This is a genomic window from Paracoccus sp. (in: a-proteobacteria), assembly GCF_046462195.1.
Classification (GTDB): domain Bacteria; phylum Pseudomonadota; class Alphaproteobacteria; order Rhodobacterales; family Rhodobacteraceae; genus Paracoccus.
Window position 1 is genome coordinate 1 of sequence record NZ_JBKGUN010000105.1, and the last position, 3,619, is coordinate 3,619.

Genomic DNA, 3,619 nt, shown 5'->3' on the forward strand with positions numbered 1-3,619 from the left:
CGGCGCGGCGGATCACCGTGGCCGAGCAGTTGACCGTCGCGACCAGCGCGATGAAGTTGCGCGTGCCGACCTGCCCGCCCGCGCGGTGATAGCCTTGGAAGAACAGCGCCTCGCCGCGATGGTGCTCCAGCGCCGCTTCGGCCGCTGGCAGCGCCGAGCCGAGCCGGTAATCCCGCTCATGCGCACCAAAGGCACAGTTGTGGCTGTGGACATGATCACCTGCAGCGATGGGGGCCGTGGCATAGCCGATGGTCTGTCCATACTTGATGACCGCAGCCCCTTGCGGAATGGCCACCCGCGCGATCTTGTGGCCCGCGGGCGCCACGCCCTTTTCGGTCAGGATCGCCACGTTGTCGGCAGCGTTCAGAACCAGCGGCTCAGACATCGGCGGCCATCTCCCGTGCGCCCCTGCTGACCAGACCTTCCAGCGCGGCGGTCAGATCGGCGGCAAAGCCCGCATCCTCCCGCAGGGTTGCGGGGAAGACCTCGGTCAGCGCCAGGAAGCCCGTCACGGTGTCGGCGGGATCGTCGCGCCACAGCGCAGCAAGCCTCGGCGCCATCGGGTCCTTGACCTCGATTGCGGCCCCCTTCTCGTCACGACCCGAGGTGTAGCGCATCCAAGTCGCGACCGCCAAGGTCAGGCCGGGAACCGCACGACCGGCCGCACGACCTTCGGCAATGGTGCCCAAGATGCGCTGCGGCAGCTTCTGGCTGCCATCCATGGCGATCTGCCAAGTGCGGTGCCGGATGGCCGGATTGGCATAACGCGCGGCCAAGGCATCGGCATAGGCGCCCAGATCCTCGCCCGGGGGTGGGGTCAGCGCCGGGATGATCTCGGTCCGCCACAGCTTGTCCACGAAGGCGGCAAAGACCGGATCGGCCACAGTGTCCGCGATGGTCTCGTGCCCCGCCAGATAGCCCAGATAGGCCAGCGAGGAATGGGTGCCGTTCAGCATCCGCAGCTTCATGTGCTCGAACGGAGTCACATCCTCGACCAGCTGGACCCCGACCTCGCCCAGATCGGGACGGTCATTGTCGACGAAATTGTCCTCGACCACCCACTGGCGGAAAGGTTCGTGCATGACGGGCGCTTCGTCCCGGTGGCCGGCCAAGGCCTCCAGCCGGTCCAGATCGGCGGGCGTGGTGGCGGGAACGATCCGGTCGACCATTGTCGAGGGAAAGGCACCTTCGGCCTCGATCCACTGGGCAAGGTTCTGGTCGATCAGGCGCGCCAGATCCAGCACGACGCCGCGCACGACATGACCGTTTTCCGGCAGGTTGTCGCAGCACAGGACCGTGAAGGGACGCAGCCCTGCATCCTGGCGGGCCGCCAGCGCACGAACCAGGAAGCCCGGCGCGGATTTCGGCAGCGGGTTCTCCAGATCATGCCGGATGTCCGGGTGATCGGCGTTCAACCGGCCGGTCGAGGGCTCGTGGCAATACCCCTTTTCGGTCACGGTCAGGCTGACGATCTTGACGCTTGGCGCGGCCATCGCGTCCAGAACGGCCTGCGGGTTCTCGGGCGCGACCAGGACGTCGCGCAGCACGGTCACCACCTGCGGGGTCTCGCCCTGCGGTCCCAGCTCCAGCGCGGTATAGGCCCAGCCCTGCGGCTTCAGCTTGTCGCGCGTGCCGGGCGATTGCAGCGAGACACCGATGATGTCCCAATCGCCACCCGAACGCTCCATCGCCTCGGCGACATAGATCGCGCCATGGGCGCGGAAAAAGGCACCCAGGCCCAGATGCACGATGCCAGCGGGCGCGTCCGAGGGCGCGCGGTTCAATCTATCGGGCAAGCCAGCCTCCATCGACGTTCAACACGGCGCCGTTGATATAATCTGATGCGGGTGCGGCAAGGAAAACCGCCGTTTGGCCGATATCTTCCGGCCGTCCCCACCGTCCTGCCGGGATCCGGTCCAGGATCGCCTTGGAACGGTCGGGATCGGCGCGCAGCGCCTCGGTATTGTTTGTCTCGATATAGCCGGGCGCGATGGCGTTGACGTTCAGGCCCCTTGCGGCCCATTCGTTGGCCATCAGCTTGGTCAATCCCGCCACGCCATGCTTGCTGGCTGTATAGGACGGAACGCGGATGCCTCCCTGGAAGGACAGCAGGGACGCGATGTTGACGATCTTGCCCTTGCCGCGCGGCAGGGCGGCGCGGGCAAAGGCCTGGCAGGTGAAGAACAGGGCCTTGAGGTTGACGTCCATCACCTCGTCCCAGTCCGCCTCGGAAAAGTCGGTGGCATCCTCGCGGCGAATGATGCCCGCGTTGTTCACGAGGATGTCGATCTGCTCGGCCGCAAAGACGTCGTGCGCAGCCATCGGATCGGCAAAGTCCAGACGCATCGTCCGGCCCCGGCCCATCAGGGCCAGCGTTTCGTCGCAGTCGCGACGGCCGGCGGCGATGACCTCGGCCCCCGCCTGCGACAGCGCCACGGCGATGGCCTGACCGATGCCCGTATTGGCACCAGTCACCAGCGCGGTGCGGCCTTCCAGGGAAAAGGCGGTCAACGCATGTCCTCCGGCTGGATGAAGTCCATGTCGGTATAATCGACATTGTCCCCCGCCATCGCCCAGATGAAGGTATAGCTGCCGATGCCGGCACCCGAATGGATCGACCAGGACGGCGACAGCACGGCCTGTTCGTTGGCTACAAAGATGTGCCGGGTTTCCTGCGGCTCGCCCATCAGGTGCAGGACGCGGGCCTGCGGCTCCATCCCGTGATACAGATAGGCCTCCATCCGGCGGTCATGGACATGGCTGGGAATGGTGTTCCAGACAGCCCCGTCCTCCAGCGTGGTATAGCCCAGCACCAGTTGGCAGCTTTCCATGACCAGCGGGTGGATGAACTGCTTGATGGTACGCTTGTTCGAGGTCTCGACCGCGCCCATCTTGACCTCCTTCGCCTCCTCGACGCGCACCAGGCGGCAGGGCAGCTGGCGATGCGCGGGGGCCGAGGTGATGTAGAACCGCCCCTGCCCCGAGAAGGTCACCGCGCCCGAACCCATGCCCAGGTACAGCACGTCGCCCTGCTTCATGTCCCATGCGTCGCCCGCAATCTCGACCCGGCCGTCGCCGCCGATGTTGACGATGCCCATCTCGCGGCGGTCCATGAAGGTCGGCGTCTTGGTTTCGGCAATGGCATCCAGAACCAGGCTGGTGCCGTTCGGAACCGCGCCGCCCACCACGAAGCGATCATAATGGGTATAGACCAGCCGGATCTCGCCCTCCGCAAACAGTCCCTCGGCCAGGAAGTGCTGGCGCAGCTGGGCAGTGTCCATGGCCTTGGCGTGTTCGGGATGAATCGCGTGGCGGGTTTCGACATGGGTCATGGAAGGTCCTTTCACAGAAAATCGTCGCGGCGGGGAGTGAAGCTGTCGACCAGCACCCCGCCTTCGAGACACAGGCATCCGTGCTGGGCGCCTGAGGGAATGATGAACGCGTCGCCGGGGCCAACCTCGAAGGCACGTTCGTCAATGGTAAAGCGGTAACGGCCCGACTGCACAAAGGTCGATTGCACATGCGGGTGGCTGTGCAGCGCGCCCTGGTCGTCCTCGTTGAAGTCGAAGCGGACGACCATCAGGTCGGGCGAATGGGCCAGAACGGTCCGGACAGGATC

General features: G+C 65.7%; 5 protein-coding genes. All 5 read right to left on the minus strand.

From position 1 onward, the window contains the following. Positions 1–385: UxaA family hydrolase (locus ACLHHB_RS06730; protein ID WP_410217507.1), on the minus strand; the 385-nt coding region annotated here is incomplete at its 3' end. After that, positions 378–1,808 (minus strand): mannitol dehydrogenase family protein, encoded by a 1,431-nt coding sequence (locus ACLHHB_RS06735; protein WP_410217508.1) that lies wholly within the window; start codon positions 1,806–1,808, stop codon positions 378–380. The genes ACLHHB_RS06730 and ACLHHB_RS06735, both read right to left, overlap by 8 nt. Beyond that, positions 1,786–2,511 carry a 2-dehydro-3-deoxy-D-gluconate 5-dehydrogenase KduD gene (gene kduD / locus ACLHHB_RS06740; RefSeq protein ID WP_410217509.1) on the minus strand — a complete coding sequence of 242 codons (726 nt, stop codon included), beginning with the start codon at positions 2,509–2,511 and terminating at the stop codon, positions 1,786–1,788. The genes ACLHHB_RS06735 and kduD overlap by 23 nt, the downstream gene beginning before the upstream one ends. Then, a complete protein-coding gene (gene kduI, locus ACLHHB_RS06745; protein WP_410217510.1) occupies positions 2,508–3,332 on the minus strand; it encodes a 5-dehydro-4-deoxy-D-glucuronate isomerase in 825 nt (274 codons plus the stop codon). The genes kduD and kduI overlap by 4 nt, the downstream gene beginning before the upstream one ends. Before the next feature lie 11 nt (positions 3,333–3,343). Next, on the minus strand, positions 3,344–3,619 hold a 276-nt coding region (locus ACLHHB_RS06750), incomplete at its 5' end, for a cupin domain-containing protein (protein ID WP_410217511.1).

Bases quoted from the DNA above. Each gene is read 5' to 3' on its own strand.
- kduI (WP_410217510.1), bottom strand. From the start codon at position 3,332: ATGACCCATGTCGAAACCCGCCACGCGATTCATCCCGAACACGCCAAG.
- ACLHHB_RS06735 (WP_410217508.1), bottom strand. From the start codon at position 1,808: ATGGAGGCTGGCTTGCCCGATAGATTGAACCGCGCGCCCTCGGACGCG.